This is a genomic window from Stenotrophomonas sp. AN71 (assembly GCF_050435725.1).
Lineage (GTDB): Bacteria > Pseudomonadota > Gammaproteobacteria > Xanthomonadales > Xanthomonadaceae > Stenotrophomonas.
The window spans coordinates 301,553-326,009 of the sequence record NZ_JBNDKU010000003.1 but is presented as its reverse complement, the minus strand read 5'-3'; the positions used below and the strand labels follow the sequence as shown (position 1 = coordinate 326,009).

General features: G+C 65.9%; 22 protein-coding genes and 1 tRNA gene. 7 read left to right on the top strand and 16 right to left on the bottom strand.

Features of this window, described 5'->3' with window-relative positions; translation table 11 throughout:
• The first annotated feature begins 25 nt into the window (after positions 1 to 25).
• Positions 26 to 913, top strand: coding sequence for an outer membrane protein assembly factor BamD (locus ABH900_RS07415; RefSeq protein WP_429622238.1), 888 nt, complete (start codon positions 26 to 28; stop codon positions 911 to 913).
• Positions 914 to 1,102: 189 nt separating this feature from the next.
• A complete protein-coding gene (locus ABH900_RS07410; RefSeq protein WP_429622237.1) occupies positions 1,103 to 2,293 on the top strand; it encodes a lipase family protein in 1,191 nt (396 codons plus the stop codon).
• Positions 2,294 to 2,355: 62 nt separating this feature from the next.
• Here ABH900_RS07410 and ABH900_RS07405 read toward each other — a convergent pair whose 3' ends face one another.
• The 3 genes from ABH900_RS07405 to sucC form a co-directional block, all read right to left on the bottom strand.
• Positions 2,356 to 3,990, bottom strand: a complete 1,635-nt coding sequence (locus ABH900_RS07405; protein WP_429622236.1) for an NAD+ synthase — start codon at positions 3,988 to 3,990, stop codon at positions 2,356 to 2,358.
• Between the two features lie 243 nt (positions 3,991 to 4,233).
• Complete coding sequence (gene sucD / locus ABH900_RS07400) at positions 4,234 to 5,109, bottom strand: succinate--CoA ligase subunit alpha (protein WP_017356169.1); 876 nt, start codon at positions 5,107 to 5,109, stop codon at positions 4,234 to 4,236.
• 21 nt (positions 5,110 to 5,130) lie between these two features.
• The gene (gene sucC / locus ABH900_RS07395; protein ID WP_429622235.1) at positions 5,131 to 6,300 is read right to left on the bottom strand and encodes an ADP-forming succinate--CoA ligase subunit beta; all 1,170 of its coding nucleotides are present in this window, start codon (positions 6,298 to 6,300) and stop codon (positions 5,131 to 5,133) included.
• Positions 6,301 to 6,674: 374 nt separating this feature from the next.
• Here sucC and ABH900_RS07390 point away from each other — a divergent pair, with 374 nt between their 5' ends.
• Positions 6,675 to 8,288: a sensor histidine kinase gene (locus ABH900_RS07390; RefSeq protein ID WP_429622234.1), complete on the top strand. Its 1,614-nt coding sequence runs from the start codon at positions 6,675 to 6,677 to the stop codon at positions 8,286 to 8,288.
• A gap of 60 nt (positions 8,289 to 8,348) precedes the next feature.
• The gene (locus tag ABH900_RS07385; RefSeq protein WP_429622233.1) at positions 8,349 to 9,722 is read left to right on the top strand and encodes a sigma-54-dependent transcriptional regulator; all 1,374 of its coding nucleotides are present in this window, start codon (positions 8,349 to 8,351) and stop codon (positions 9,720 to 9,722) included.
• A 126-nt stretch (positions 9,723 to 9,848) separates the two neighbouring features.
• On the opposite strand, the gene pilB is transcribed toward ABH900_RS07385, so the two are convergent.
• From pilB to ABH900_RS07370, 3 genes are all read right to left on the bottom strand, one after another.
• Positions 9,849 to 11,579, bottom strand: a complete 1,731-nt coding sequence (gene pilB, locus ABH900_RS07380) for a type IV-A pilus assembly ATPase PilB (RefSeq protein WP_429622232.1) — start codon at positions 11,577 to 11,579, stop codon at positions 9,849 to 9,851.
• Positions 11,580 to 11,803: 224 nt separating this feature from the next.
• Entirely contained in the window at positions 11,804 to 12,211 is a 408-nt protein-coding gene (locus tag ABH900_RS07375; protein WP_429622231.1) for a pilin, read from the bottom strand.
• Between the two features lie 117 nt (positions 12,212 to 12,328).
• Positions 12,329 to 12,745 (bottom strand): pilin, encoded by a 417-nt coding sequence (locus ABH900_RS07370; protein ID WP_429622230.1) that lies wholly within the window; start codon positions 12,743 to 12,745, stop codon positions 12,329 to 12,331.
• A 355-nt stretch (positions 12,746 to 13,100) separates the two neighbouring features.
• Here ABH900_RS07370 and ABH900_RS07365 point away from each other — a divergent pair, with 355 nt between their 5' ends.
• From ABH900_RS07365 to coaE, 3 genes are read left to right on the top strand one after another with little or no spacing between them, the layout of a single operon-like run.
• Positions 13,101 to 14,360 (top strand): type II secretion system F family protein, encoded by a 1,260-nt coding sequence (locus ABH900_RS07365; protein ID WP_429622229.1) that lies wholly within the window; start codon positions 13,101 to 13,103, stop codon positions 14,358 to 14,360.
• Positions 14,361 to 14,367: 7 nt separating this feature from the next.
• Positions 14,368 to 15,231 carry a prepilin peptidase gene (locus ABH900_RS07360; RefSeq protein WP_049416956.1) on the top strand — a complete coding sequence of 288 codons (864 nt, stop codon included), beginning with the start codon at positions 14,368 to 14,370 and terminating at the stop codon, positions 15,229 to 15,231.
• An 11-nt stretch (positions 15,232 to 15,242) separates the two neighbouring features.
• Positions 15,243 to 15,854, top strand: coding sequence for a dephospho-CoA kinase (gene coaE, locus ABH900_RS07355; RefSeq protein WP_429622228.1), 612 nt, complete (start codon positions 15,243 to 15,245; stop codon positions 15,852 to 15,854).
• A 135-nt stretch (positions 15,855 to 15,989) separates the two neighbouring features.
• Here the strand turns inward: coaE and ABH900_RS07350 are convergent, their stop codons facing one another.
• From ABH900_RS07350 to ABH900_RS07305, 10 genes are all read right to left on the bottom strand, one after another.
• The gene (locus ABH900_RS07350) at positions 15,990 to 16,376 is read right to left on the bottom strand and encodes a hypothetical protein (RefSeq protein WP_429622227.1); all 387 of its coding nucleotides are present in this window, start codon (positions 16,374 to 16,376) and stop codon (positions 15,990 to 15,992) included.
• A 488-nt stretch (positions 16,377 to 16,864) separates the two neighbouring features.
• Entirely contained in the window at positions 16,865 to 18,235 is a 1,371-nt protein-coding gene (locus tag ABH900_RS07345; protein WP_429622226.1) for a sensor histidine kinase, read from the bottom strand.
• Positions 18,198 to 18,875: a response regulator transcription factor gene (locus tag ABH900_RS07340; RefSeq protein WP_308157172.1), complete on the bottom strand. Its 678-nt coding sequence runs from the start codon at positions 18,873 to 18,875 to the stop codon at positions 18,198 to 18,200. Before ABH900_RS07340 ends, ABH900_RS07345 begins: the two co-directional genes overlap by 38 nt.
• Positions 18,876 to 19,038: 163 nt before the next feature.
• Positions 19,039 to 19,500 carry a hypothetical protein gene (locus ABH900_RS07335; protein WP_429622225.1) on the bottom strand — a complete coding sequence of 154 codons (462 nt, stop codon included), beginning with the start codon at positions 19,498 to 19,500 and terminating at the stop codon, positions 19,039 to 19,041.
• Positions 19,501 to 19,617: 117 nt separating this feature from the next.
• The gene (locus ABH900_RS07330; RefSeq protein ID WP_429622224.1) at positions 19,618 to 20,088 is read right to left on the bottom strand and encodes a hypothetical protein; all 471 of its coding nucleotides are present in this window, start codon (positions 20,086 to 20,088) and stop codon (positions 19,618 to 19,620) included.
• 97 nt (positions 20,089 to 20,185) lie between these two features.
• Positions 20,186 to 20,665, bottom strand: coding sequence for a hypothetical protein (locus ABH900_RS07325; protein WP_429622223.1), 480 nt, complete (start codon positions 20,663 to 20,665; stop codon positions 20,186 to 20,188).
• A gap of 255 nt (positions 20,666 to 20,920) precedes the next feature.
• Positions 20,921 to 21,802: a 30S ribosomal protein S6--L-glutamate ligase gene (gene rimK / locus ABH900_RS07320; RefSeq protein WP_429622222.1), complete on the bottom strand. Its 882-nt coding sequence runs from the start codon at positions 21,800 to 21,802 to the stop codon at positions 20,921 to 20,923.
• A 120-nt stretch (positions 21,803 to 21,922) separates the two neighbouring features.
• Positions 21,923 to 22,141 carry a hypothetical protein gene (locus ABH900_RS07315; protein ID WP_429622221.1) on the bottom strand — a complete coding sequence of 73 codons (219 nt, stop codon included), beginning with the start codon at positions 22,139 to 22,141 and terminating at the stop codon, positions 21,923 to 21,925.
• Between the two features lie 124 nt (positions 22,142 to 22,265).
• Positions 22,266 to 22,339: transfer RNA gene (locus ABH900_RS07310), tRNA-Gly, on the bottom strand.
• A 118-nt stretch (positions 22,340 to 22,457) separates the two neighbouring features.
• Complete coding sequence (locus ABH900_RS07305; RefSeq protein WP_429622220.1) at positions 22,458 to 24,293, bottom strand: autotransporter outer membrane beta-barrel domain-containing protein; 1,836 nt, start codon at positions 24,291 to 24,293, stop codon at positions 22,458 to 22,460.
• Between the last annotated feature and the right edge of the window lie 164 nt (positions 24,294 to 24,457).

The window sequence follows — 24,457 nt, the reverse complement described above, 5'->3', positions numbered from 1 at the left end:
TCCAGCCGCGTCCCGCCTCGACCTCATGATCCGACGCTCCGCAATGCTCTCCGCGCCCGTCCGCCTCACCGCCCTGCTGCTGGTGCTGGTCATCGCCGCCACTGGTTGCCACCGCGGCGCCAAGAAGGGTGATCGCCCTGACGAAGGCGTGCCGGTTGAACAGCTGTACGAAAAGAGCCACAAGCTGATGCAGGGTGGCAACTGGAGCGGCGCCGAAGGCAGCTTCCGCCGCCTGGTGGCCCAGTACCCCTATGGCCCGTACACCGAGCAGGCGATGATCGAAACCGCCTACGCCCAGTACAAGGCCGGCAAGCATGATGACGCGGTGTCCAGCGTCGACCGCTTCATCCGGACCTACCCCACGCACCGCAACATCGCCTACCTGTACTACCTGCGTGGCCTGGCCAACTCCAATCGCAGTACGGTTTTCCTGCGCCGCGTATGGTCGCTGGACGCCAGCCGCCGCGACCTGTCCACGCCGCATCAGGCGTACTCGGACTTCAACATCGTGGTCGACCGGTACCCGAACAGCCGTTACGCCGCCGATGCGCGCAAGCGCATGCTGGAACTGCGTGACGTGTTCGCCCAGCACGAACTGGACAACGCCCTGTACTACATGCGCCGCGGCGCCTGGGTCTCGGCCGTGGGCCGCGCCAACTACCTGCTGGAAACCTACCCGCAGAGCGCCTTCCAGTACGACGCCGTCGCCGTGCTGGCCGATTCCTACACCCACCTGGGCAACAAGACCCTGGCCGATGACGCCCGTCGCGTCCTGCAGCTGAACCAGCCGGACCACCCGTGGCTGGAAGGCAACTGGCCGAAGTACCCGTGGATGATCCGCAAGCTGAACCCGTTTGCCGGCGAGAAGTCCGCCAGCACCGGCCAGCGCAACGCGCGACTGGAAAAGAAGTAAGAAGAGGCCCCGCAAGGGGCCTTTTTTTTGCCCGGTGAATCCACGCCGTGCGTGGATGGCGGGCGCCCCCCTGGACCTGGGCACTAGGAATTCTACGAATCCGCAGCCGTTGCGATGCCGCTCCCAAACCGAACCCGCACGGCCCTCCACACTCCAGCGCACGGCCATTCCCGCCTGCATGGAGTCCGCATGACCTCAACCGTTTTCCGCATCCGGCCCTTGCTGGCCCCCCTCGCCGCCACCCTGCTGGCCCTGCCGGTTGCCAGCCTGGCCGCCGAGCCCGGCGATCTGCTCACCGCGGCCCCCTACCGCGCCGACTGGGTACCGTCGCGGGCCGCCCAGGCGTACCTGCTGAGCTACCGCACTCCTGATCACCACGACCGGCTGGCCGAGGGCACCGGGTTGCTGTACCTGCCTGCCGGTACGGCGCCGGCCGGCGGCTGGCCCGTGGTGTCTTGGGCACATGGCACCCAGGGCGTCGCCGATCATTGCGCCCCGTCCGTCTCCGGTCCCACCCATCCCGAGCGCGACGGGCGCTTCCTGGACCACTTCCTGGCCCAGGGCTATGCCGTCGTCGCCGCCGATTACCAAGGGCTGGGCAGCTCTGGCGACCACGCCTATCTGCATGTCCGCACTGCCGCCCGCAATGCCATCGACCTGGTCAAGGCCAGTCACCAGTTCCTGGGGACCCGCCTGTCACCGCGCTGGGTTTCGGTGGGTTACTCGCAGGGCGGCGCGGCGGCGTTGAGCGCCGGCCACCTGGCACCGACGTATTCCGGCCCCGGCCTGCAGTACAAGGGCAGCTTCACCGCCGGCACACCCACCGCCGTGGAGATGACCGCACTGGTGATGCGGCCCGACAGCCGCACCGCCAATCCGGGCGGGCCCAATGCCTATCATGCCTACCTGCTCGATGGCCTGCTGCAGGTGGCGCCGCAGATCGACCGCGTGCTGAGCGCGCAGGGGCGTGCGCGCATCGCGTTGGCGCGCCAGCACTGCCTGACCGATCTGGCCGCGCAGCTGGAGGGTGCCAGCACCGGGGAGATGTTCATTGCCCCGCTTACCTCGGTTCCCGGCATCTGGACGCTGCTGCACGACTACCTGGGCGTGCCACGGCGGGGATTCAGCCAGCCGCTGATGCTGGCCCACGGCACCGGCGACCGCGATGTGCCCTACCTGACCACCCTGCTGTACGCCGCCGGGCTGGCCCTGCGTGGCGAGCCGGTGGCCTTCCGGCAGTACCCGGTCAACCACCAGGGCACGCTGGATGCGGCTGCCGCCGATGCCCTGGCCTTCGTACGTGCGCGGCTGGCCGATGGCGCCTTCGATGAAGCCGCCGAAACCGCTGGCCTGGAAAAACTGCTCAACGACGCCCCATAGATCCACGCCATGCGTGGAGGAGACGCGCCCCCCGCAGCGCCGGGCCATGCCCGGCGCCCCTGTCAGCCCTTGTAGCCGTTGCTGATCGGGTAACGGCGTTCGCGACCAAAGGCACGGCGCGAGACCTTCGGGCCCGGTGCGGCCTGGTGCCGCTTCCATTCGCTGATGCGCACCAGGCGCAGCACGCGGTCCACCACCGCCGCGTCGTAGCCGGCCGCGACGATCTCCCCGCGCGACTGTTCCTGGTCGATGTAGCGGTACAGGATGCCGTCCAGCACGTCGTAGGCCGGCAACGAATCCTGGTCCAGCTGGTTCTCGCGCAGCTCGGCCGACGGCGGCCGGCTGATCACCGCTGGCGGGATCACCGGCGCACCACCCACGGTATTGCGCCATTTGGACAGGCCGAACACCTCGGTCTTGTACAGGTCCTTCAGCGGCGCATAGCCACCGCACATGTCGCCATAGATGGTGGCGTAGCCGACCGCGTACTCGCTCTTGTTGCCGGTGGTCAGCAGCAGGCCGCCGAACTTGTTGGCCAGCGCCATCAGGATCACGCCGCGGCTGCGCGACTGCAGGTTTTCCTCGGTCACGTCCGGCGCGGTGCCCTCGAACATCGGCGCCAGCGATTCCATCAGGCCCTTGAACGCCGGCTCGATCGACACCGCCTCCAGCTTCACGCCAAGCGCCTGGCACTGCTCGGCGGCCAGGTCGTTGGACAGGCCGGCGGTGTAACGCGATGGCAGGCGCACGGCGGTCACGTTCTCGGCGCCCATCGCGTCCACGGCCATGGCCAGCACCAGCGCCGAATCGATGCCGCCGGACAGGCCCAGCCACACCTTCTTGAAGCCATTCTTGCGGCAGTAATCCTGGATGCCGCGGGTCACCGCACGCCAGGCCAGCGCATCCATGCTTTCGTCGCCGTCATCCATCCACACGTGCGGCATGAAGCGGCGGCTGGCGCCGTCGTACTCCACCACCAGCCACTGGTCGACGAAAGCCGCCGCGGCCGGATGCACCGTGCCATCACCATCGGCCACCACCGAGGCACCGTCGAACACCAGCGCGTCCTGGCCCCCGACCACGTTGAGGTAGGCGATCGCTGCGCCGCTCTCGCGCGTACGTGCGGCCAGCACCGCATCGCGCTGGGCATGCTTGCCGCGCTCGTACGGCGAGGCATTGGGCACGACCACCAGCTGCGCGCCGGTGCGCACCGTGTCGGCCAGCGGCTCGGCGAACCACAGGTCCTCGCAGATCAGCAGGCCGACCGGAATGCCATTGACCTCGAACACGCAGCTGCCGCCGTCCGGATCCACATCGAAGTAGCGGCGCTCGTCGAACACCGCGTAGTTGGGCAGCTCGCGCTTGCGGTAGGTCTGTTCCACCAGGCCATCGCGCAGCACGCTGGCAGCGTTGTAGACCACCGCACCGGCCGCCTGCGGCCAGCCGACCACGGCGGTGATACCGCGGCAGGCCGCGGCAATGCGGGCCATGGCCTGCTCGCATTCGTACAGGAAGCCCGGGCGCAGCAGCAGGTCCTCCGGCGGATAACCACTCACCGCCAGCTCGGGAAACATCACCAGTTCGGCGCCGTACTCGTCGCGCGCCTGGCCGATCATCTCGATGATGCGCTCGGTGTTGCCGGCGACATCGCCGACCGGGAAGTCGAACTGCGCCATCGCGATGCGGATCGAAGCCATGGGAATCCAGCCTGTGGTTGCAATGCCGCCATTGTAACGCCGCGCCATGCGCGCGCCGGGCGCGCGCACTGCGTGGACAGCCCGGACTCAGTAGATCCACGCCATGCGTGGATGGGCTTGCCGGGATGGCCCAGGGCGCCAGACGCAGAAAGGCCGCCCGGAGGCGGCCTTTCTGTTTTTGCAGCAGCCGGTGGGAAGAGCCGTCGACCAACAGTCGACTCTACAGTCCCCCGCCCAGCGGTCTTACTTGACCAGCTTGGCGATGGCAGCACCCAGGTCGCCCGGCGAACGCACGGTGACGACGCCAGCAGCTTCCATGGCGGCGAACTTGCCTTCCGCGGTGCCCTTGCCGCCCGAGGCGATCGCGCCGGCGTGGCCCATGCGCTTGCCGGCCGGAGCCGACGCACCGGCGATGAAGCCGACGACCGGCTTCTTCACGTGGTTCTTGATGTACTCGGCGCCGGCTTCTTCAGCGTCACCGCCGATTTCGCCGACCATGATGATGCCTTCGGTCTGCGGATCTTCGTTGAACAGCTTCAGGCAGTCGACGAAGTTCAGGCCGTTGATCGGGTCACCACCGATGCCGATGCAGGTGGACTGGCCCAGGCCGACTTCGGTGGTCTGCTTGACCGCTTCATAGGTCAGGGTGCCCGAACGCGACACGATGCCGATCTTGCCCGGCTTGTGGATGTGACCCGGCATGATGCCGATCTTGCACTCACCCGGGGTGATGACGCCCGGGCAGTTCGGCCCGATCAGCACGGTGTCCGGATGCGAGCGGGTCAGCACGTTCTTGACGCGCAGCATGTCCAGCACCGGAATGCCTTCGGTGATGCAGACGATGACCTTGATGCCAGCAGCAGCGGCTTCCAGGATCGCGTCAGCCGCGTACGGCGGCGGCACGTAGATGACCGAAGCGTTGGCGCCGGTGCTCTGCACGGCGTCGGCCACGGTGTTGAAGACCGGCAGGTCGATATGGGTGGTGCCACCCTTGCCCGGGGTCACGCCGCCGACAACCTGGGTGCCGTACTCGATCATCTGAGTGGCGTGGAAGGTGCCCTGCTGGCCGGTGAAGCCCTGCACGATCACCTTGGTGTTCTTGTTGATCAAAACTGACATTGGATTTCCTTCGGTGTCGGATCAGGCGGCGTTCTTGACAGCTTCGACGACCTTCTTGGCACCGTCGTTGATGTTGTCAGCCGGGATGATGGCCATGCCGCTGTCACGCAGCAGCTGCTTGCCTTCTTCCACGTTGGTGCCTTCCAGGCGCACCACGACCGGAACCTTGACGCCCACTTCCTTCACGGCGGCGATGATGCCTTCGGCAATCATGTCGCAGCGGACGATGCCGCCGAAGATGTTGACGAAGATGCCTTCGACCTTGTCCGAGGACAGGATCAGCTTGAACGCTTCGATGACGCGCTGCTTGTTCGCACCGCCGCCCACGTCCAGGAAGTTCGCCGGCTCGCCGCCGTTGAGCTTGATGACGTCCATGGTGGCCATGGCCAGGCCGGCGCCGTTCACCATGCAGCCGATGTTGCCGTCCATGGTGACGTAGTTGATGTCCAGCTCCGAAGCGATCACTTCGGTCGGATCTTCCTGGGTCTTGTCGCGCATGGCGACCAGGGCCTTCTGGCGGAACGCGGCGTTGTCGTCGCTGTCGAACTTGCCGTCCAGTGCGTACAGGTTGCCGTCGTCCAGGATCGCCAGCGGGTTGATTTCAACCAGCGCCAGGTCCTTTTCGTTGAACAGGCGGTACAGGTTCACCATGATGTTGGCGAACTGGCCGGCCTGCTTGGCGGTCAGGCCCAGCTTGAAGCCGAAATCACGGCCGTGGTAACCCTGCACGCCTTCGACGAAGTCGACGTTCAGCGAGTGGATCAGCTCCGGGGTTTCAGCGGCGACCTGCTCGATCTCCACGCCGCCTTCCGAAGAAGCGATGTAGGTGATGGTCTTGGTGCCACGGTCAACCAGCACCGACAGGTACAGTTCCTTGACGATCTCGCCGGCGGTGGTCACCAGCACCAGGTTGACCGGCAGTTCAACGCCTGCGGTCTGGTAGGTGGCCATCTTGGTGCCGAGCATCTTGGCCGCAGCGGCCTTCACGTCGTCGGTGGTCTTGCAGAACTTGACGCCGCCAGCCTTGCCGCGGCCGCCAGCGTGGATCTGCGCCTTGACCATCCAGGGGCCCTGGCCCAGGGCGTTGGCAGCGGCAACCGCCTCATCCGGGGTCGCCGCGACCTTGCCGGCCGGGACCGGGATGCCGTACTCGGCAAGCAGCTGTTTTGACTGGTATTCGTGGAAATTCATGCGTCACCGTGGGAATAGGAACGACCGCACGCAATTCCTCAGGGCCCCGGCGGGGCGCCGGCATGGACCGCGGCGGGCCCACTATTGTGGCCGAGCCAGCGCCGGGGCGCAAAGAAGTATGGACAAATGGCCAGACCCGGCCAGATTTCCAACGTCATTCAGGCAGTTGCGGGCGCCTGCCGGTTCCCGACCCGCTCCGGTCCCGGCCCGATTGCGCAGCAAATCCCCCTGCCCGGCGCCTGGGAACGGCCCCCCCCGGGCAGCGTGGGGCCTATACTCGCCCGGTAGCATCCGATGATCGGGGGAACATCGGCTACGCTGTAGGCCACCGCCGTCAAAACCCAGTTCCAGGCAGCCAGAAGGGGAGTTCCGGCGTGTCACCCAGTGCATCATTGATCGACCGCATCGAATCGATTCCGCGGCGCGAGCTGTATTTCTTCGCGCTGTACCGGGTGCTGATCGCCTCGGTCATCGCCGCCCTGCTCTACAGCCCGTTGTCGGCCATGGTCGGCGAAGCCCACCACCCACGGCTGGCCGATACCGTCGCCGCCATCTACCTGGTGCTGTCCCTGCTGGCGCTGGTGATCGGCCGCAACGAACGCTGGCTGCGCCCGATCGTGGTCAGCGGCGTGCTGGTGGACATCGTCGCCGCCACCCTGTTGTCGCATGCCCTGCCCGGGGCCAGCGCCGGCATCTCGATGTCGCTGCTGTTCAACATCGCCGCTGCAGCCACTCTGCTGCCGCTCAGCCTGGGGCTGGGTCTGGCGCTGGCCGCCAGCCTGGCCACCGGCGTCGAATACACCTGGAAGCTGCTGGAAGGCGGCGACCCCACCCGCACCCTGGCTGAACTGGCGATGTTCGCCACCAGCTACCTGGCGTTGGCCTTCATCAGCTACCAGGTCGGCAACCGCGCGCGCCGCAACCAGCAGCTGGCCAACCAGCGCGGCGACGAAGTGGCCAACCTGTTCCAGATCAACGAGCTGATCATCCGCCGCATGCGCACCGGCGTGCTGGTGGTCGACGCCGATAACCGCATCACACTGGCCAACGAGGCCGCCTCGGTGCTGCTCGGCGACAGCGATGGCAGCGGCGAAAGCGGCCGCCTGGATCTGGTCAGCGCCGCACCGGAACTCGCCCGTCGCCTGCAGCGCTGGCGCAACGGTTGGGCCCAGGACGAACTGCCGCTGCAGCTCAACCCCGACCAGCCGGAAGTGCAGCCCCGCTTCGCGCGGCTGCTGGCCGGCAGCGACCTGGCCCTGGTCTTCCTGGACGACTCCAGCGTGGTCTCGCGCCGCGCCGAATCACTCACGCTGTCAGCAATGGGTCGCTTCTCGGCCAGCCTCGCCCACGAAATCCGCAATCCGCTGGCGGCGATCAGCTACGCGGTACAGCTGCTGGAGGAAGGCACCGGCTTCAACGAAAGCGACCGCCGCCTGCTGCAGATCATCCGCCAGCAGTGCCAGCGCACCAACGGCATCGTCGAAAGCGTGCTGGGCCTGGCCCGGCGCGAGCGCGCCACGCCCGAGAACGTCGACCTGGCCGCCTTCGTGCGCCGCTTCGTGCTGGAGTACAAGCAGGGGCAGACGCTGGAAACGGACAGCATCGAGCCGATCATCAACGACACCTCGGTGCCGGCGCAGGTCGATACCAAGCATCTCTACCAGGTGCTGACCGTGCTGGTACACAACGCACTCAAGTACGGCCGCATCGGCCAGCAGCCCGCGCGCGTGCGGCTGCGCGTGGCCCAGCACGAACGCAGCGCGGTGATCGACGTGATGGATCGTGGTCCGGGTATTCCCGAAAGCGTGGCCGCGCAGTTGTTCCGACCATTCTTCACCACCTCCGAGCACGGCACCGGGTTGGGCCTGTATATCGCCCGCGAACTGTGCCGCGCCAACCAGGCACGCCTGGACTACATTCCGGTGCCGGCCGGCGGTTCCTGCTTCCGCCTGGTCCTGCCCGGCCCGCACACGCTGCTGCCCACCTGATTCCCATTCTGTGCGTCAAACATTTGTCGCTTCCAGCCCCCTCGTTTATCTTCTCCGCCCATGAACGAAACCCGCAGCGCCCTCGTCGTCGACGATGAACGCGACATCCGCGAACTGCTGGTACTGACGCTTGGCCGCATGGGGCTGCGCATCAGTACCGCAGCCAACCTTGCCGAAGCACGCGAGCTGCTGGCCAGCAATCCGTATGACCTGTGCATCACCGACATGCGGCTGCCGGACGGCAACGGCATCGAACTGGTCAGCGAGATCGCCCAGCACTACCCGCGTACGCCGGTGGCGATGATCACCGCCTTCGGCAGCATGGACCTGGCCGTGGAAGCCCTGAAGGCCGGTGCCTTCGACTTCGTCAGCAAGCCGGTGGACATCGCCGTGCTGCGCGGCCTGGTCAAGCACGCGCTGGAACTCAACAACGCCGAACGCCCCCAGCCCGGCCCCGGCGCCGAACAGGGCGCGCGCCTGCTGGGCGCCTCGCCGGCCATGGACGTGCTGCGCACCACCATCGGCAAGGTCGCGCGCAGCCAGGCACCGGTCTACATCCTCGGTGAGTCCGGGGTCGGCAAGGAGCTGGTCGCGCGCACCATCCATGCCCAGGGCGCACGTGCGGCCGGCCCGTTCGTGCCGGTCAACTGCGGCGCCATTCCCGGCGAACTGATGGAGAGCGAGTTCTTCGGCCATCGCAAGGGCAGCTTCAGCGGTGCCCACGCCGACAAGCCCGGGCTGTTCCAGGCCGCGCACGGCGGCACCCTGTTCCTCGATGAAGTGGCCGAGCTGCCGCTGCAGATGCAGGTGAAGCTGCTGCGCGCGATCCAGGAAAAATCGATTCGCGCGGTCGGCGCCGCGAATGAGGAACCGGTGGATGTGCGCATCCTCTCGGCCACCCACAAGGACCTGGCCGAGCTGGTCGAAGATGGCCGCTTCCGCCACGACCTGTATTACCGCATCAACGTGATCGAACTGAGGGTGCCGCCGCTGCGCGAGCGCCGCCAGGACCTGCCCGACCTGGCCGGTTCGATCCTGGCGCGGCTGGCCCGCAGCCACGGCCGCGCCACACCTTTGCTGGCACCGTCGGCGCTGGATGCACTGGCCCAGTACGCCTTCCCCGGCAACGTGCGCGAACTGGAGAACATCCTGGAACGCGCGCTGGCACTGGCCGAGGAAGACCGCATCGGCGCCGATGACCTGCGCCTGCCACAGCACGCCCCGCGCACGCCCGGCAGCGCAGCTCCCGCCGAAGCCGTGGTGGACCTGCAGCCCGGCAGCGCCGCCCTGCCCTCGTACATCGAGCAGCTCGAACGCAGCGCCATCCAGCGCGCGCTGGAAGAGAACCGCTGGAACAAGACGCGTACCGCTGCGCAGCTGGGGATCACCTTCCGCGCGCTGCGCTACAAGCTGAAGAAGCTGGGGATGGAGTAAGGACAGGGTCGGATCCCTTTCCGCAGGAAAGGGCTCTGACCCGACGGCGGGCCCACCAACCTGGTAGTGCCGGCCGCTGGCCGGCAATCTCATGCATCGTGCATCCACGCACGGCGTGGCTCTACCTCAATCCTTGGTGACGCGGTTGATCTCGGCCAGGCTGGTGATGCCGGCCGCCGCTTTCTTCAGCGCCGACTGGCGCAGGTCGTTCACGCCGATCTGCTGGGCCGCCTCGGCAATCTGCAGCGCGTTGCCACCAGCCAGCACGATGGTGGCGATCTCGTCGGTCATCGGCATCACCTGGTAGATACCGGTACGGCCCTTGTAGCCTTCGGTGCACTCGTCGCAGCCCACCGCCTCGTACAACTCGATGCCGGCATCCAGCTGCGCCTGAGTGAAGCCCTCGGCCAGCAGTGCATGCTCGGGCAGGTTGGCCGGGCGCTTGCAGTTGCTGCACAACCGGCGCGCCAGGCGCTGGGCGATCACCAACGTCACCGAGCTGGTGATGTTGTACGGCGCGATACCCATGTTCATCAGGCGCGCGATGGTCTGCGGCGCATCGTTGGTATGCAGCGTGGACAGCACCATGTGGCCGGTCTGCGCCGCCTTGATCGCGATCTCGGCCGTCTCCAGGTCGCGGATTTCGCCGACCATGATGATGTCCGGATCCTGTCGCAGGAACGAGCGCAGCGCCGCAGCAAACGTCATGCCGCGCTTGTTGTTCTGCTGCACCTGGTTGACGCCGGGCAGACGGATTTCCACCGGGTCTTCGGCAGTGGAGATGTTGCGCGTCTCGTCGTTGAGGATGCCCAGCGCCGTATACAACGACACGGTCTTGCCCGAACCCGTCGGGCCGGTCACCAGCACCATGCCGTACGGCTTGTGGATGGCATCCAGGAACAGCTTCTGCTGGTCCGGCTCGTAACCCAGCTTGTCGATGCCCAGCTTGGCCGCGCTGCCATCCAGGATACGCAGCACCACCTTCTCGCCGAACAGGGTCGGCAATGTGCTCACGCGGAAGTCGATCTGCTTGCTCTTGGACAGGTTGAGCTTGATGCGTCCGTCCTGCGGCACGCGCTTCTCGGCGATGTCCAGCTGCGCCATCACCTTCAGGCGCGCGGCGATGCGCTGGTTCAGCTTCACCGGCGCGCGCGCCACCATCTTCAGCAGACCGTCGATGCGCAGGCGCACGCGGTAATCGTCTTCGTAGGGTTCGAAGTGGATGTCCGAGGCGCCCTTGCGGATCGCATCGACCAGCACCTTGTTGACGAACTTCACCACCGGGGTGTCGTCGCCCTTGGCGTCGATGCCGGTATCGCCGCCGCCGGAAAGATCCTCGTCGCCGCCAGACACGTCGAGGTTGCCCATTCCTTCGTCGTCACCGCCGAGCGCATCGCCCAGCGTGTCGTGGCTGGCGTGCCACTGCTCCAGCGTGCGGCGGATCTGGTCCTCATCCACCAGGATCGGCTCCACCACCAGATTGGTATGGAACTTGATCTCGTCCAGCGAATGGGTCGGGTTGCTGGTGCCGACAAACAGCTTGCCGCCGCGCTTGAACAGCGGCAGCACGTTGTGCTTGCGCAGCAGGTCCTCGCTGACCAGGCTCATCGCGTTCTGGCTGGCGTCGAACGTGGACACGTCGTACAGCGGCATGCCGAACTCGACCGCATTGGCGGCTGCCAGCTGGGCGGCCCCCACCACCTTGTTCTGCGCGAACCAGGTCGGCAGCGGCTGCCGGGCCGCGGCGGCCTTGGCCATCGCATCGCGGGCGGAAGCCTCGTCCAGCGCACCATCCTGGACCAGGCGACGGGCCAGGCCGGTGATGCCGACGAGATTGGCGGTGGTTACGGCATTCATATGGATCCTTGGCTCATGGGTCAGGCAGTGCGGCGCCTTCACTCCCGAAGGCACTGCACAGGGCAGTAGAACCTGCCGCGACCCGATGGCCGGCGACGACGCCAATCCTTCAGCATGACTGCCTTGCCCGGCACTCCCAGCCCGGCAGACACGATCCTGACTCCCCCGGGGATGATAGCCCTGTCAACGGTCAGCTGACATCCCATTGGAAGGTCGAAGTGTGATCAACAGCCGGTGGGGCGATAGCGTGCCTCGAAGGCGCTGCCGTCGCAGGTCCAGGTGCCGTCGGCTGCGCGGCGGAGGATGAGGTCTTTGCCATTGACCGCCGGACCACCAATGACGGTACAGCCTATGCTGGCCACGCCACTGGCCGCCAGCTCTGCCGATACATCCGAACAGCGCACAGTAGGCCTCAAGCCCACATAGGTCGCGTCGATCAACGAACTATCGCGGTTGTCCTGCACTGTCGTTTCAATTGTCGTCTTGCCCGGACGGATATCGGCGAAAGCTGCCGACAACTGCGCCCTCGCGACATAGTCCTGATAGATCGGCAATGCAATTGCCGCAAGGATCGCAATGATCGCCACGACGATCATCAACTCAATCAAAGAGAACCCACGCTCCCGGCTCATATGGAACACTCCCCAATGGTTCCAGACCTGGTCCAGCAAATCTGGCTGCACAGGCAAGCAGCCCCCAAAAAAGAGGCCCCGACGAGCGGGGCCTCTGATCAACCGATGCGGGTCACATTAGCCGGTGACGCAGCCGCTCGGGATGTACTTCTTGTCCGCTGCGGTGATATCGGTCTTGCAAGCCCAGGTGCCATCAGCAGCACGCTCCACGCGGATCTTCTTGCCGACGATCTTGGTGTTGCCCGCAAGGGTGCACTCGATCGAGCCCGTCGCGCTCAGGGTGGTGATCGGCGAGATGGTGCAACGGTCAGAGTTCTTCAGGCCCAGTTCGGCGATGTCGGCGACGGTGGTCTTGCCTTCGTTCAAGGCGACTTCGTACTGGGTCTTGCCCGGGGTGATTTCTGCCAGGCCAGCAGTGACCTGCGACTTGGCCACATAGTCCTGGTACATCGGCAGAGCGATAGCAGCGAGGATGGCGATGATCGCAACGACGATCATCAGTTCGATAAGGGTGAAGCCCTTCTGGTTCTTCATTTTTTACGTCCCCAAGATAGTGGTGGTTGATGTTCAAGGCACAGGATCGATCCGGCAGTGGCCGGTTGAGCGGGCTCCTGTCCCCTGCGGGTGGATCAACGCAGGTTGCGTGCCAACCCCGGCACGCCTCCCCCTGGATTTCCCCAGGCCCATGATGGCAGCTATTTCAAGGATGGGAACCCCCCGGGTGCGAATCTGCGATGGACGCGGCAATGTGACGCAGTGCGTCACCTTTGGCCGGCACCCGGCACGAATTTGCAAGATGGGGACCCCAACAACTGCCCAGACGGGCGTGAACCCGCTACCATCGACGACTAGACGCCCGTCTGGGGATGGCGGGTCTTGGGGAGCCGATATGTCTGTCAGTCGCAGTGCGATCAAGAAGGAGCCCGTGGCGCGCAGCACCACGGAGCTGCAGCCGTTTGTCTGGGTGGGGACCGACAAGCGGGGCGTAAAGATGAAAGGGGAGCAGGCCGCAAAGAACGCGAACCTGCTGCGGGCTGAGCTGCGTCGCCAGGGCATCACGCCAGGCACGGTCAAGCTCAAGCCCAAACCACTGTTCGGCGCCTCTGGCAGCCGGATCTCGGCGAAGGACATCGCGTTCTTCAGCAGGCAGATGGCCACCATGATGAAGTCCGGCGTGCCGATCGTCAGTTCGCTGGAGATCATCGCGAGCGGGCACAAGAACCCTCGCATGAAGAATATGGTTACTGGCCTGCGTACCGACATTGAGGGCGGCTCGTCGCTCTATGAGGCCGTCAGCAAGTATCCGGTGCAATTCGACGAGCTCTACCGCAACCTGGTCAAGGCCGGCGAAGGCGCCGGTGTACTCGAAACGGTGCTGGACACCGTTGCCACCTATAAAGAGAACATCGAAGCCCTGAAGGGCAAGATCAAGAAGGCGATGTTCTACCCCATCATGGTGCTCGCGGTCGCCCTGCTGGTCAGCGGCATCCTCCTGGTCAAGGTGGTGCCTCAGTTCGAGGACGTGTTCAAGGGCTTCGGTGCAGACCTTCCTGCGTTCACGCAGATGATCGTCAACATGTCCCGATTCATGGTTTCCTGGTGGTTGTTGATCCTGCTGGTCATCGTCGGTGCGGTCGTCGGGTTCATTGCCGCTTACAAGCGCTCACCGAAACTACAGCACAGCTTGGATCGCTTCATATTGAAGGTGCCGGTCATCGGGCAGATCATGCACAACAGCTCGATCGCCCGCTTTGCCCGCACCACTGCCGTGACCTTCAAGGCCGGCGTGCCGCTGGTGGAAGCCCTGGGCATCGTGGCCGGCGCCACCGGCAATTCGGTTTACGAGCAAGCCGTATTGCGCATGCGCGACGACGTTTCGGTCGGCTACCCGGTCAACGTGGCCATGAAACAGACCGCCCTGTTCCCGCACATGGTCATCCAGATGACCGGCATCGGTGAAGAGGCGGGCGCCCTGGACGCCATGCTGTTCAAGGTGGCCGAGTACTATGAGCAGGAGGTCAACAATGCCGTTGACGCCCTGAGCAGCCTGCTGGAACCGATCATCATGGTGATCATTGGTACCATCGTGGGCGGCATGGTCATCGGCATGTACCTGCCCATCTTCAAACTTGCCGCCGTTGTCGGATAATCACTGAATGGCATTTCTCGACCAGCATCCCGGCCTCGGCTACCCCGCCGCGGCCGCCCTGGGACTGCTGCTGGGCAGTTTCCTCAACGTTGTCATCCTGCGCCTGCCCAAGCGGCTGGAGTGGCAGTGGAAGCGCGATGCGCGCGAGGTTCTGGAGGAACCGGACTTCTACGAGCCCCCACCGCCGGGGATCGTGGTCGAGCCCTCGCACTGCCCGCACTGCAAGCACAAGCTGAGCTGGTACGAGAACATCCCGCTGTTCAGCTGGATCATCCAGGGCGGCAAGTGCCGCCACTGCAAGGCGCCGATCTCGCTGCAGTACCCGCTGGTGGAGGCCCTGACCTCGGTGCTGGTGCTGGCCTGCGTCTGGCAGTTCGGCTTCGGCTGGCAGGGCTTCGGCGCCATCGTGCTGACCTGCTTCCTGATCGCCCTGTCCGGCATCGACCTGCGCACCCAGCTGCTGCCCGACCAATTGACCCTGCCACTGATGTGGCTGGGCCTGATAGGCAACATCGACAACCTGTACATGCCGGCCAAGCCTGCATTGGTCGGCGCGGCGGTTGGCTATCTGTCGCTGTGGATGGTCTGGTGGCTGTTCAAGCAGCTGACCGGCAAGGAAGGCATGGGCCACGGCGATTTCAAGCTGTTGGCGGCCCTCGGCGCCTGGTGCGGGCTGAAGGGCATCCTGCCGATCATCCTGCTGTCGTCGGTGCTGGGCGCCATCATCGGCTCCATCTGGCTGTATACCCGAGGCCGTGACCGCGCCACGCCGATCCCGTTCGGCCCCTACCTGGCCATCGCGGGCTGGCTGTACTTCATGTGGGGCGCTCCCGTGGTGGAGCAGTATCTGGTGATGAGCGGGCTGCGCTGAGGGGAATCCCCATGAGCCGGTATGTGGTTGGCCTGACCGGCGGCATTGCCGCTGGCAAGAGCGAGGTGACCCGGCGCTTCGAGGCGCTGGGCATCGTGGTGGCCGACGCCGATCTGGCCGCCCGCGCGGTGGTCGCCGCCGGCAGCCCTGCCCTGGACCGCATCGCCGAGCGCTTTGGCGCCGACATGCTGCAGGCGGACGGCAGCCTGGACCGGGCGCGCCTGCGTGCCCACGTGTTCGCCGACCCGGCCGAGCGGTCCGCGCTGGAAGCCATCACCCATCCGGCCATCCGCCTGCTGATGCAACAGCAGTGCGGGCAGGCCGCCAGCCCCTATGCGATTGCCGCCATTCCGCTGCTGACCGAGGTCGGCGGCCGGCAGGCCTACCCGTGGCTGGACCGGGTACTGCTGGTGGATGCCCCGGAAGCCGTGCAGCACGCCCGGCTGATGCAGCGCGACGGCATTGACGCCGCGCTGGCCGACCAGATGATCGCCGCCCAGGCCAGCCGCGGACAGCGCTTGGCACTGGCCGATGATGTGGTGGTCAATGATGGCCACCCGGAGGACCTGCAGACGCAGGTGGAAGCGCTGCATGTGCGCTATCTGGGGTTGGCTGGGGGTTGATACGCTCGCGTTGAGGCTGCCTGCATCCACGCATGGCGTGGATCTACTGATCCGGGTATCCACGCGCGGCGTGGATCTACTGTAGAGCCGAGCCAGTGCTCGGCTCACCTTCCCCCATCCACGCGTGGCGTGGACCTACTCCAGCTGTTGGCGCGCATAACGGGCCAGTTCACGTGCGCCAAGCAGCAGCCCGTCGACGACATCCGGGCTGAGCTGCTGGTGCGCACCGCCCTGCTCGCGGGCGGCTTCGGCGGCGTGCAGCACCTGCATGAGTGCATTCAAGCCGGCCAGGGTACGGCTGAGGCCGGCCATGGTGGCCGCCTGGGCAGGACTGAGGCCCTGCGCTTCCAGCCGCCGGCCGTCGGCTGCATCGCGCCCATCCATGCGTGCCAACAAGGCGGGCAATAGATCCTTGGGATCATCGAGCAGGGCTTCGACGCGCTCGGCGATATCAACGGGCAACAGGTCGATGGATTCGCCGATCAAGGCGTGCAGATGGGGAAACAGCGGGCGTGCGGACATGGTGAGGCTCCTCGCAGACGGCGGGCCACCTGCGGATGCGAGGTGGCGGACGGTGCGGGTTGGCGTACCGGAGACCCAACAACTCAAGCGCGAGGAAAAAGACTCCAGCGGATTCTGATGAATCCCCACGCACCGTCCGCCGAAGGCAGGCGATGCAGTTTCCATGATGGGCCACGGCTCATCCGGAGCGCTTGAGTTGAAGGTTTTTTTCAGGACGCCAATCCCGGCCAGGGCACCTGCCCCGGCCGACCCATCAGGCCATCACCCAGCGCCGTGATCTGTAAGGAAATTCTCAAGCCGCAGCTGAGAGTACGAATGCGTGCATGCGGACACGCACGCGGCGTGGCGGCGATCACGGTGATGTCGTGTTGGGCTTCTGGCCGATCAACCCTGCGCGGTAGATTCGGTGGCACAAGCGACACAGGGCGCGATGCGAGGTCGGCAGGATTTGTGCCGACCAAGGTCGGCACCCACCAAAGCAGGGACCCTTACAACGGCTTCGGCGAGAACGTCAGGGTGGCGATCACGCCGCGCTCGCCACCGGGGCGCACGCTCACCTGCCAGCCGTACAGATCGCACAGGCGGCTGACGATCGACAGGCCGATACCGCCGCCCTGCGAGTGGCCGGCGTGCGTGCCGCGGTAACCGCGCTGGAACAGCTTGGCGGCGTCTTCTTCGCTCAGGCCCGGGCCGCTGTCGGTCACCGAAACTGCATTGGCACCGACGTGCACGCGCACTTCGCCATCCTGCGAATACTTCACCGCGTTGCCGATCAGGTTGCCCAGCGCCACTGACAACGCCGCTTCCGGCGCATCGATGACCAGGTCACGCTCGCCTTCCAGCGCCAGCTCCAGCGGTTTGCCACCCAGCTGCGCGCGGTGCGCATCCAGCAGCTGTTCGGCCACGCGGGCGACGTTGCTGATGCCCTGCCCGCGCTCGTTGCGCGACAGCAGCAGCAGTGCGCCGATCAGGTCGCTGCACTGCTGTTCCGCGCGCTGGATGCGCTGCAGACGCTGCAGCACCTTCTCATCCAGGCCAGGCCGGGTCAGCAGCAGTTCGGTGGCGCCACGAATCACCGCCAGCGGAGTGCGCAGCTCGTGGCTGACGTCGGCATTGAACTCACGGTCGCGCTGCACCACTTCGGTCAGCCGCGAGGAATAGTCGTCCAGCGCCTGCGCCAGCTGCCCCACTTCGTCGTCGGGGAAGCGCGGCGCCAACGGCTCGGGGTCACTGGTGCCGCCGCGATAGGCGCGCAGGCGCGCGGCCAGGTCCGAGACCGGCTTCATCACCTTCGAGGCCGACCACCAGCCCAGCACCAGCGACAACAGGCTGAACACCAGCACCGACAGCACCAGCGCGCGGTTGAGCTGCTGCCCGCCGCGCACGCTGTCGGTCATGTCATAGGCCAGGAACGCCCAGGCATCGGGCGTCTTGCGCACGGCCAGCTTGTAGGCGTACGGCTGCCCACGCTCGTCGGTACCGGAGATGTTGTGGTTGCCGTCGGGCAGCGCCGCCCAGTCCGGCTCTTCCTCGCGCAGCGCATCGAACTTGTCGGGCTTGACCAGGCGCGCGCGCATCTGCTGCACCGGCAGGTCCGGGTTGCGGTCCGGGCTCTCATAGAACCGCCGCACATACTCATTGATGTTGCGGTTCATCACGTCTTCCACCAGCTGGTTTTCCACGCGCATGCGGGCCCAGTTGGTGGCGAACGCGAACAGTGTCGTCAGGCAGAAGCCCAACAACACGAACGAGACGATGATGCGGCTGCGCAGACGACGCCGATAGGGCGTACGCCGGCGCTCCGGCTTGGCTGCCACGGAATCAGACTTCCGGGGTGGCGATGCGGTATCCGATGCCATGGCGGGTCTGGATCAGCGGCACTTCAAACGGCTTGTCCACCACGGCACGCAGGCCGTGGATGTGGACGCGCAGCGAATCCGAATCCGGCAGCTCTTCGCCCCAGACGCGGGTTTCCAGTTCCTGGCGGGTCACCACCGCCGGGGCGGCTTCCATCAGCGCCTGCAGGATCTTCAGCGCAGTCGGGTTGAGCTGCAGCAGCTTGCCCTGGCGGCGCACTTCCAGCGTATCCAGGTTGTATTCCAGGTCGCCGGTTTCCAGCACGCGGGTCTGCACGCCCTTGCCGCGGCGCGACAGTGCGTTCAAGCGCACTTCCACTTCCTGCAGCGCGAACGGCTTGATCAGGTAGTCATCGGCACCGGAATCGAACCCGGCCAGCTTGTTGTCCAGCGAATCGCGCGCGGTCAGCATCAGCACCGGGGTCTGCTTGCGCGCTTCGTTGCGCAGCTTGCGACAGACTTCGATGCCGTCCATGCCCGGCAGGTTGAGGTCCAGCACGATCGCGTCGAACTCGTGGACCACGGCCAGGTGCAGGCCGGTCACGCCATCAGCGGCGAAGTCCACGGTGTGGCCACGATCCTCAAGGTAGTCGCCAAGGTTGGCGGCGATGTCGCTGTTGTCTTCGATTACGAGAATGCGCACTGGAACCTCTGGTTCTTGAAGGGTCGTCGGGGGGCCAGGCCCACCCGCTCAGGATGCCCCTGTACGGGTGGACGCGACGTCTACCTGCTGAACGATACAGGTTCCATTCTTAACATTTCGTACCGAAGGCGCGACGTCATCAAAAGCCCCCGGGGGCCGCCATTCAGCGGCTGAGGCGCTGCTGGTCGGTCAACGCCTGGCGGCTGTCTTCCTGGGCCTTGCGACGCTGGGCTACGGTCAGGCAGACGCTGGTCGGCATGTTGCTGCCGGTGAGGCGCTCGCGGCGGCAGATCATGCGGCTGTCAGCCTGGGCGCGGCTCATGATCGTATTGACGATCTCCTGCTCGTTGAACAGGTCGTTGCGCTCCTGCGGTGCCAGCTCGTCCACCTTCTCACGGCCATTCATCTTGACCTTGATCCGGCTCAGCGCCTGCTGCACGCGGCTCTTGTCCTCCAGCCCGATCTCGCTGTAGTCCTCACTGCCGATGGCCATTTCAACGCGGCGGATCTGTTCGGACACCGGCGTGATGGAATCCATCCGTACGGTGTCCTTCTGCACTTTGGCCTGCACGGTGGCAACCAGGCCCAGGGAAAGCATCAGGGCCAGGGTGGTCTTGCGGTACATGACGAGCTCCGTGTTCGTCCATGAATAGGGCCTCGACTTTACGATTCCGCCGATGCGTCCACAAGGGACGCACGGCAGGGTGACCGATGGACGCGGGTGCCCGCGCCGGGCCCAGAATCAAGGCTTGAAGTTGTTGAAGCGCTGGCTGTCGTTGAGTGCCTTGCGGCTGTCCTCCTGCGCCCTGCGGCGCTGGGCCACGGTCAGGCACACGCTCTGCGGCATGTTGCTGCCGGTGGAGCGCTCGCGACGGCAGACCATGCGGCTGTCAGCGCGGGCCCGGGTCATGATCGTGTTGATCACTTCCTGGTCGTTGAAGATCTCGGTGCGATCGTGCGGGCTCAGCTGCTCCACCCGCTCGTGGTCGCCCATCTTGATCTTGATGCGACCCAGCGCCTGCTGCACGCGGCTCTTGTCCTCCAGCCCGATCTCGCTGTAATCGTCGGCGTTGATCGCCGATTCAACGCTGCGGATCTGGTCGGCCACCGGTGCATTGGCGTCGAATCGCACATCGCTCTTCTCGGACTTGGCCTGAACGGTGGCGGCCAGTGCCAGGCCCAGCATCAGGGTGAGGGTGGTCATGCGCTGCATCATTACCTCCGTGTTCTTCCATGAGTGAAACATCGACTCCCGGTTCCTCCGATGCCCCTTCAAGGAGCAATCGGAAGGGTGACCGGCAGCGTTGCGGTCAACGCCCGGCGGGCGGTGGGCTGAGCGTGTTGTAACTGCGCTGGTCGTTGATCAGCGCCTTGCCCTTCTCTTCGATCCGGCGCCGCTCGGCCACGGTCAGGCAGCGGCTCTTGGGCATGTTGCTGCCGGTGGTGCGTTCGTACTTGCAGATCTGCCGGCTGTCTTCGTGGCCGCGCGCCAACAGGGTGTTGATGCGCTCCTGCTCGTTGAAGACCTCGGCCTGCAGCTGCGGCGGCAGCTCCTGCACGGTCTGGCGTTCGCCCATGTGCTGGCGGATGCGTGACAGCGACCGCTGCACCTGGCCGCGATCTTCGGCAGAAAGTTCAGCGTATTCCGGCGTACCCAGGGCGGACTCCACCTGGCGCATCTGATCGGCTACCGGCGCCTGCCGGTCCATCTGTACAGCGACCTTCTCCGGCTTGGCGGCAACACCGCCAGACAGGCCCAGCAGCAACGCGATCATCATGATGCGGTACATCGCCAACCTCCCGATCCATCCCGGAACGAAGGACCAACTCTATTACCGTCACGCGGCGTCCACAAGAGACCTTGGGCACAGGGCCGACAGGCATAAAAAAGGCCCAGACGGTGCACCCGCCTGGGCCTGAAGTCGTATCCCGATACCGATCCTGCTGAGAGGCAGAGCTGCGGTTCGCTGAAGCCTACGCCGGGGCCGATTAAAGGCTCGTTAAAGCATTGGATCAGCCACCCATGAGAATCTCAACTAACTGAATTATCTGGATTTTTTGAGCTTCTCGACGTGCTCGATGATGCGCGTGGCGACATCAACCCCGCAGGCCGCCTCGATGCCTTCCAGCCCGGGGGTGGAGTTGACCTCCAGCACCAGCGGGCCGCGCGCGGAGCGGATCAGGTCCACGCCACAGACCGACAGGCCCAGTGCTTTGGCCGAGCGCACCGCCACCTGTTGCTCGGCGCGGCTGGCCTTGGCCGCCACCGCGGTGCCGCCAGCGTGCAGGTTGGAGCGGAAGTCACCTTCCGGCGCCTGCCGCTGCATCGAGGCCACCACCTGGTCGCCCACCACGAAGCAGCGCAGGTCCGCGCCCTTGGCCTCGCCAATGAATTCCTGCATCAGGAAATTGGCGTACAGGCCGCGCAGGGCCTCGACAATGCCACGCGAGGCACTGGCTTTCTCGGTCAGGATCACGCCGCGCCCCTGGGTGCCTTCGTTGAGCTTCACCACGTGCGGCGGCGGGCCAAGCATGGACAGCAGGTCAACGGTGTCATCGGGGTTGTCGCCGAACACGGTGACCGGCATGTCGATGCCCTTGGCCGCCAGCAGCTGGTGCGCGCGTAGCTTGTCCCGCGAGCGCAGGATCGCGTCGGACGGATTGGGGGTGCGCGCGCCCATCAGTTCGAACTGGCGCAGCACGGCCGTGCCATAACGGGTGATCGAGGCACCGATGCGCGGGATGACCATGTCCACGCCGGTCATCGGCCGGCCCTTGTAGTGCATCGAAAAGCCATCGGCGGCGATGCGCATGTAGCAGCGCAGCGGGTCGAGGATGCGTACGGTATGGCCGCGCGCGCGCGCCGCCTCGACCAGCCGACGGGTGGAATACAAGGAGCTGTTGCGGGACAGGATGGCGAGCTTCATCGCGGCAGGGTCGGTCGGCAGGCGCGCAGCATAGCGCGAGCGTGTGGCGGGTGGATGATGCCCTGGCCGGCGCCAGCAGAGACGCCACACGTCCCCATCCGCCTGCGGTCTGGCGCGGGGTCAGAACCCGCGCGCAGACTCGCCGAGCGCCGCGATGCAGGTCATCTGCGTGGCCGAGCCGGCCGAGGTGGTCTCGTAGATCTGCCACAGCAACTGCGCTGCCTTCGGCCCGCCGGCGCGGCCCAATGCACGCAGTGCTTCCAGCTGCCGGGACGTTCCGGCGCCGGAGTGTTTGTAGATTTCATGGATGCTGCCGACGACGTCGTCCTTCGTTTCCACGTACTACTCCCTGTCTGGAAAATTCCGCCACGGTAGCCAAGCCCGGGCAACCAGGGATATGAAAAAAGTTGGAAACGAAGAAGGCCGCTCCAGGGCGGCCTTCGATCCACGCCCGGGGCGTGAGTGGAGCGGGTGAAGGGAATCGAACCCTCGTCAGTAGCTTGGGAAGCTACAGCTCTACCATTGAGCTACACCCGCATTGCGGATGAAAGTCTATGCGGTGGGGCCGGTGTTGCGCAATGGTGGCCGCTGCATCAGAGCGGGGTCAGAGCCCTTTCCATGCGGAAAGGGATCCGACCCCGTCTGGAGTTGCCGCTTAGAACGTACCGCTGAAGTTGGCGAACAGCGTCGCGTCCTGCGCACGCTTCTGGCCCGTCGACGCGCTCACGCCGACGTTGCTCTGCAGGCCGAACAGTTCGGTACGGGCGCCCAGCACGACGGTGGCGTAGTTCTTGTCGAACTTCAGGCCCGGCACGCGGTAGCTGCCCAGTTCCGGCAGGGTCTGCAGCCAGGCGCTGGCCTGCTTGGTGTCCTCGAACTCGTGATCGTAGGTCACCTGGGCATACGGCTTGACGGTGCCGCCATCGAAGCGCGCCTGCCAGCCGAGGCGGCCGACGGTGGAATCGACGTTCTGGCGGTCATAGCCCAGCGCGGTGGCCAGGGTGCCGGCGGCGGCGCTTTCGGTGTAGCCGTCGATCTTCACCTTCTGCCAGATCACCGAAGCGATCGGACCGTGGCGGAAGCCGCCTTCGGTGCCGAACTCGTAACCGGCGTTCAGCGCGGCGGTCAGGTTGCTGCCGTCCGGCGAACCACCGTGCTCGCGGGTGGCCGGGCCCAGCTGGACCTTGCGGTTCACGTCGTACGACAACCAGGTGTAGCTGACCTGGCCGTTCACCCAGATGCGATCGCTGTACCAGCCGGCGAACAGACCGGCGGTGGTGTCCTTCTGGGTGAAGTCGCCACGGCTGTTGCCGAAGTCGGCGTTGAGGCGACCGAAGCCGGCGAAGCCGCCGAACACCATGCCGTCGCGCGCCCAGTCGATACCGAACAGGCCGGCCGGTGCCAGGCCGTCGTAAAGGTCGGCATGGTCGTAGCGCTGCATATCACCGCGCACGCCGCCCCACCACGACAGGCCGTCAGCCGGGCGACCGCCCAGGTGCATGCTGACCTGGTCGGCGCGCGAACGGCCGATGGTCTGTGCCGAGTGGCTCAGTACCTGCTGCAGGCGCGGCGCTTCGAGCACCGACACCGCGTACTGGCCCAGCAGCAGATGGCCGGCGGTGGTCGGGTGCACGCCATCGGCGAACAGGTAGGTATTGGCCGCATCCGGGCTGACATAGCTGGTCGGGTTGCAGGTCAGGATGCTCTGCGTCGAATTGGCCGGATCGATCTTGCAGCCGGTGCTGGTGACGTTGGTGAAGCCGTACATGCCCGGGTTGGCGGCCACTTCGCCCAGCACGGTGAAGGTATCGAGCGGAATGAACTCGATGCCGGCCTGCTTCAGGCCGCCGTAGAGCGCCTTGTTGTAGCCGGCCGACAGCGCGGTGGCGGTGGCGGCGTTCGGGCCGCGGAAGGACGGGGTCAGGCCGACGTTGGGCAGGTTCGGCACCAGCACGTATTCGGCACCGGCCTGCTTCAGCGCACCCACCAGGGCGATCTGGTCGGTGACCGCCGCGCCGATGATGGCCTGCGCCTGCGCTGGTGCAGCGGCGGCGGCGAACAGGTCATTGGCGCCGCCCCACACCGTGTACAGCACATTGGCGTCGGCCTTGCCGCCGTTGGCGGCCAGGTAGCGTGCGGCCTGGGTCTTCAGCGACGGGATGGTACCCATCGCGCTGGCCACATCGACGCCCACGCGGGCGCCGCCGGCGGCGTAGTTGTCACCGTTCTGGCCGTTGCCGTTGGCAGCGCCGTTGACACCGTAGTAGTTGGCGACCTGCTGCGACCACACCCAGCCCGGGTTGGTGGTGAACTGGCCGGTGACCGGCTGCACGCCGGCCGGCAGCAGCGGGCGGAAGTAGCCGGCATCGGTCAGGCTGTCGCCGAAGAAAACGGCCTTGGAATACGGGGATTCGCCTGCCATGGCCGGAAGCGCGGCCAGCGCGATCGCGGCCGCCATCAGGGAGCGGATCGGGCGTTTGCTGAGCAACATGTAAGAAACTCCAGTGGGGAAATCGTTGAGGACCCGGCGGACGTACGCCGGCGCACGGTGAATGGTTTCACCGCACCGCCAATTGCTCACGCTGCGCCGCCGCATGAATTGTCGCCCGGCGGTGATCCCCGCAGTGTGCCGGCGGTCGCGTCCTGGACGGATTG